Here is a 4,770-nt window from a genome sequence, read left to right on the forward strand (position 1 = left end):
AGGGGGTTGATCTCGGAGACCGCGCCGACGAACGTGGTCTTGCCCACGCCGAAGCCGCCCGCCACCACGATCTTCGCGGAGGTGGTGGAGCGAGCCGCTCCGCCGTTAGAGCTTGCGAAGTCCACTGAGCACCCTTTCGAGCAGTGTCACATCTGGCTGGCCGCCGGCAGACTCGTCGCCGCCGGGCTGGTGAATGGCGACAAGGCCCGCCTCCGCCAGGTCGGCTACGAGGATGCGGGCGACACCAAGAGGAATGGAGAGAAGTGCCGAGATCTCCGCGACGGATTTGATCTCCTGGCACAGGCGGCAGATGCGCTGGTGCTCGGGCAACTGCCCTTGCAGCCGGGCGGGATCCGCCGTGGTACTGACCAGCGCCTCGATGGCGAGCTGGTAGCGCGGCCGGGTACGGCCGCCGGTCATCGCGTACGGACGCACCAGCGGGTTGTGCGCCTTGGGAGCCTGCGGCTGCGCGGCCCGAGGGGGCTGCTGCGGAAGCCGGTGGGGCGCCTGCGGCTGCTGGGGCTGGCCGTACGGCTGCTGTGCGTAGGGGTTCTGCTCCGGCACGGGCCGGCTGGGAGCGGAGGGGAAGTTGAAGCGGTTCTGGTCGTGCCCACCCTGCGGCTGCTGGCCGCCATAAGGATGTCCTCCGGGTGTTGTCACGTTTCCTCCTCCGACTCCAAGAACGCAGTACTCCCTGTGGAACCGCGCCACCGCACCCTACGGTGCGATGACGCGAAACGCACTGCTTGTTTGCTAGTTGAGAAGGCTTCCCTGCAGCTCGGCGCGCAGGTCCGGGGTGAGGACGCTGCCCGCTCGGTCCACGAGGAGGGCCATCTCGTAACCGACGAGGCCGATGTCGCACTCGGGGTGCGCGAGCACCGCGAGCGAGGACCCGTCGGAGACCGACATGAGGAAGAGGAACCCACGGTCCATCTCCACCACGGTCTGGTTGACGGCGCCGCCCTCGAAGATGCGGGAGGCTCCGGCGGTCAGCGAGGTCAGACCGGAGGCCACGGCCGCCAGCTGATCGGCGCGGTCGCGCGGGAATCCGTCGGACATCGCCAGCAGAAGGCCGTCGGCGGAGACCACCACCGTGTGGGACACCCCGGGGGTGTTGTCCACGAAGTTGGTGATCAACCAGTTCAGGTTCTGCGCCGCCTGGCTCATCGCGCTCACACTAACGCTCCTGGTCATAGCTGTTACTTGACTGCTCGGAACCCGCGCTGCGTCCCTGCTGGACACCACGGCGCAGGTTGCTCAACCTGCCGCGCACGTCCTCCGGGGCGCGGGAGACCTGGGGGCCGCCCTGCGGGGTCGTCTCCGCAGCGCCCTCGACCAGGTTGGCCTTGGGCACCCGCCGAGGGAGACCGGACGAGGTGACCCCGCCCGCCTTCGGCTCACGGAGCTTGCCGGCCTGCTGCCAGCGTTCGTCGTTCGTCGAACGCCAGCCCGCGCCGGCCGCCTCGTCCGCCGGGGCCTCCTTCGGTGCCGCCGGCTGCTGCTGTCGCTGCGGCCGCTGCTCGAAGAGGGAACCGGTGGGCTCCGCTTCCTTCTGGCCCGAACCCCACTGCTGCTGGCTGCCGCGTCGCGGCAGGCCCGCTCCGGTCAACGCGTGACCGGTGTCGGCAGCGGCGCCCGGACGGTCGAAGCCTACGCGGTCCACGGCCGGTTCGGGAGCGGCCGTGGGTTCCGATTCGGTCCCGTAGTCCTGCTGGTAGGCCTCCGAGTAGGTGTTCTGCTCGGGCCATGCGGCCTGCGGGGACTGCTCCGCGTAACCATTCTCGTACGCCTGCGCAGGCTGCCCGCCGTCCTGGTAGCCGACTTCCGGATAGGCATAGCCCTGCTCCGGGAACGCCTCGTAGGACTGCTGCTGGGCCGGCTCCTCGTACGGGGCCTCGTAGCCCTGCGCGGACGGCTGCTCGTACTCCTGGTACGGCTGGTACGCGTGCTCGGGCTGAGGTTCCGGATAACCCTCGGCGGAGTACTGCTGCTGCTCCGGCTGCGGGGCCTGCTCCTGCCCGAAGTTGAGCTGCGCCTCCAGGGCGGCCCGGCGCTCCTCGCGGCCCAGGGACCGCACGACCGGGTCGGCGGGCTTCTGCTCGCCGCCCTGGGCGTCGTAGCGGGAGTCGTCGAAGCCGAGCTCGGCGGCCGTGCGCAGCGGGGCGGCCTGCTGGGCCTGCTGCTCGGGGATGATCGAGGAGACGGTGAAGTCGTCGTCCGGGATGCCCTCGCCACCGCCACCGTGGGTGATGGCGTCGGGGAGCATGACCAGCGAGGTGGTGCCGGCCTGCTCGCCCGAGGGGCGCAGCTGGACGCGGATGCTGTGGCGGTCCGCCAGCCGGCCGACCACGAACAGACCCATGCGCTGCGAGATCGCGGCGTCCACGGTCGGCGGGTTGGCCAGCTTGTGGTTGATGTCCGCGAAGTCCTCGGCGGTGAGGCCGATGCCCTTGTCGTGGATCTCGATCATCACACGGCCGTCGGGCAGGCGCGTCGCGTTGACCCGGACCTTGGTCTGGGGGGAGGAGAACGTGGTGGCGTTCTCCAGGAGCTCGGCGAGCAGGTGCACGAGGTCGGTCACGGCCTGGCCGTGGATCTCGGCCTCGGAGACACCCGAGAGCTCGATGCGCTCGTACTGCTCCACCTCGGAGGAGGCGGCGCGCAGGACGTCCACGAGGGGCACCGGCTGGTCCCAGCGGCGGCCCGGGTTCTCACCCGCGAGGATGAGGAGGTTCTCGCCGTTGCGGCGCATACGGGTGGCCAGGTGGTCCAGGCGGAAGAGGTTCTCCAGCTGGTCCGGGTCGGCCTCGTTGTTCTCCAGGTCGGTGATCAGGGTCAGCTGGCCCTCGATCAGCGACTGGTTGCGCATGGAGAGGTTCGTGAAGATCGCGTTGACGTTGCCCCGCAGGAGGGCCTGCTCGGCGGCGAGCCGGACCGCTTCCCGGTGGACCTGGTCGAAGGCGCGGGCGACCTCGCCGATCTCGTCCCGGGAGTTGATCGGGATCGGCGCGACACGGGTGTCCACCTTGCCCGGGTCGGTGCGCGAGAGCTGGTCGACGAGCATCGGCAGGCGCTGCTCGGCGACGTCGAAGGCGGAGGTGCGCAGGCGCAGCATCGAGCGGCTCATCTGGCGGGCCATCATCGCGGCCAGGATGAAGGCGGCGAGCAGGGCCACGACCACGATGGCACCGGTCAGGATGGCGTCGCTCTGGGCCTTGTCGGAGACCGCGACGGTGTCCTTGACGGCCTTGTCGAGGAGTTCCTGCTCGACCTCGGCGTAGCCGTCGAACTTCGCGGTGGCGGCGGCCTGCCAGGCCTGCGGGGTGACGCCGATCAGGGCGAGCTTGGCGGGCTTGTCGCCGCCGGCTATCGCCTCGGTCATGCCGGTGAGGGCGGAGCCGTTGACCACGGGCGGGGCCTTGAAGGGCGTACCGGCCTGCTCGGCGGCCTGCTTGGCCTGGGCGAGCTTGGCGGCGCCCTCCTGGGACTTCTTGGCCATGACCTCCTGGAGGCGCTTGGTGTCCTCCTCGGTGCCGGCGGCGACGTACTCGCCGGCGGCGATCTCCTCGAGGTAGGCGTAGGAGGAGAAGGCGACGAGCTGGGCCTTGCGGACGTTCTCGTCCTCGTTCGGGCGGACCAGCAGGTGCGTGCCGATGGAGCGCTGCAGCGAGTTGGCCGCCTTGGCCAGCTCGACGGCGTAGACCATGCGGCCGTAGCTGGTGACGTTCCCGGTGCCCAGGCCCAGTTCGTTGGAGAACTGCATCAGGTAGTGCTGCACCAGCACGTAGCCCTCTTCGGTCGGCACGGGGCCGGCCTGGGAGGGGAGGTTCTTCTTGGTGGTCTCCGGGACGGCGTAGGCCGTCTTGCGGACCTGCTCCAGCTTCGGCTCCTCCTGGCGGAAGAGTTCGAGGCGGCGCTCGAGGCCCTGCTTCTTGGGCATGTCCTTCACGGCCGCGGCGAACTTGGCCTTGGCGGCGTCGGTGGCCGCGTAGGCCTTCGTCACCGCCTCGTTGCCGCGGTCGTTCTTCAGCAGCGGTTCGGCGCTGAGGTCACGCTCGTTGAGGAGGGCCTGGCCGTATTCGGCGGCCGCCTGGACGATGCGGACCGTCTTCTCCGCGTCCTTCGCCTCGTTCCAGGTGTCGATCGAGCCCTTCACCTGGAAGCCGCCCATGACCAGTCCGACGAGGACGGGGACGAGCAGGATGGCGTTCAGACGCGTGGGAACGCGCCAGTTGCGGGGGGAGAGCTTGCTGGTGCTGCCGCCGCCCGCCGGTGGTTCCACGGGCACGTCGACGGGCGACATGGCCGCGCGCGGCGGCGGGGTGAAGTTGCCCCGAGCGGGTTCACCCGCGGGACTCGAGTTGCTTCGCCTCACTCGACCAACAACCTCTCGGCGGTGCTACTAGCTAGTTCGTTGAATTCCAGCACGATGAAGCGCCGTGTTCCAAACAGTTGGAATCGGCCATTCCAAGAGCCTTACGTCCCGCATAAAACGGACATAAAGAGCGAGCTGCGGCAAAAACGGGGCCAGTTGTGCGCAGAGCGGCACCGGACGAACGCGCGCCGTGTCCAACAGAGGGTAATTCTCTGTCGAAACGTTATGAACACCGGAGGCGGGCCGTGTCCTATGACACAGCCCGCCTCCGCGCATTCGCCTGATATCGGCCGTTACTTGAGCCGTGCCATGAGGGCGTGTTCGACGAGGGTGATGAGTGCGCTCTTGGCGTCGCCGCGGTGGCGGGCGTCGGTGGTGATGATGGGGGCGTCGGG

At 69.2% G+C, this 4,770-nt stretch carries 3 protein-coding genes and 2 pseudogenes; all 5 read right to left on the reverse strand.

Features of this window, described 5'->3' with window-relative positions:
* Window positions 1-125 (reverse strand): annotated as a pseudogene (locus ACFVXK_RS37060) (ATP/GTP-binding protein); the annotation flags it as partial.
* Window positions 106-660, reverse strand: coding sequence for a DUF742 domain-containing protein (locus ACFVXK_RS37065; protein ID WP_358892742.1), 555 nt, complete (start codon window positions 658-660; stop codon window positions 106-108). The gene ACFVXK_RS37065 and the pseudogene ACFVXK_RS37060, both read right to left, overlap by 20 nt.
* Window positions 661-753: 93 nt before the next feature.
* Window positions 754-1,167: a roadblock/LC7 domain-containing protein gene (locus tag ACFVXK_RS37070; protein ID WP_030037347.1), complete on the reverse strand. Its 414-nt coding sequence runs from the start codon at window positions 1,165-1,167 to the stop codon at window positions 754-756.
* Window positions 1,168-1,177: 10 nt separating this feature from the next.
* Window positions 1,178-4,375, reverse strand: coding sequence for a nitrate- and nitrite sensing domain-containing protein (locus ACFVXK_RS37075; RefSeq protein WP_389621323.1), 3,198 nt, complete (start codon window positions 4,373-4,375; stop codon window positions 1,178-1,180).
* A gap of 293 nt (window positions 4,376-4,668) precedes the next feature.
* Window positions 4,669-4,770, reverse strand: a pseudogene (locus ACFVXK_RS37080) (ATP-binding protein); the annotation flags it as partial.

This window comes from Streptomyces sp. NPDC058157 (assembly GCF_042884105.1).
GTDB lineage: Bacteria > Actinomycetota > Actinomycetes > Streptomycetales > Streptomycetaceae > Streptomyces.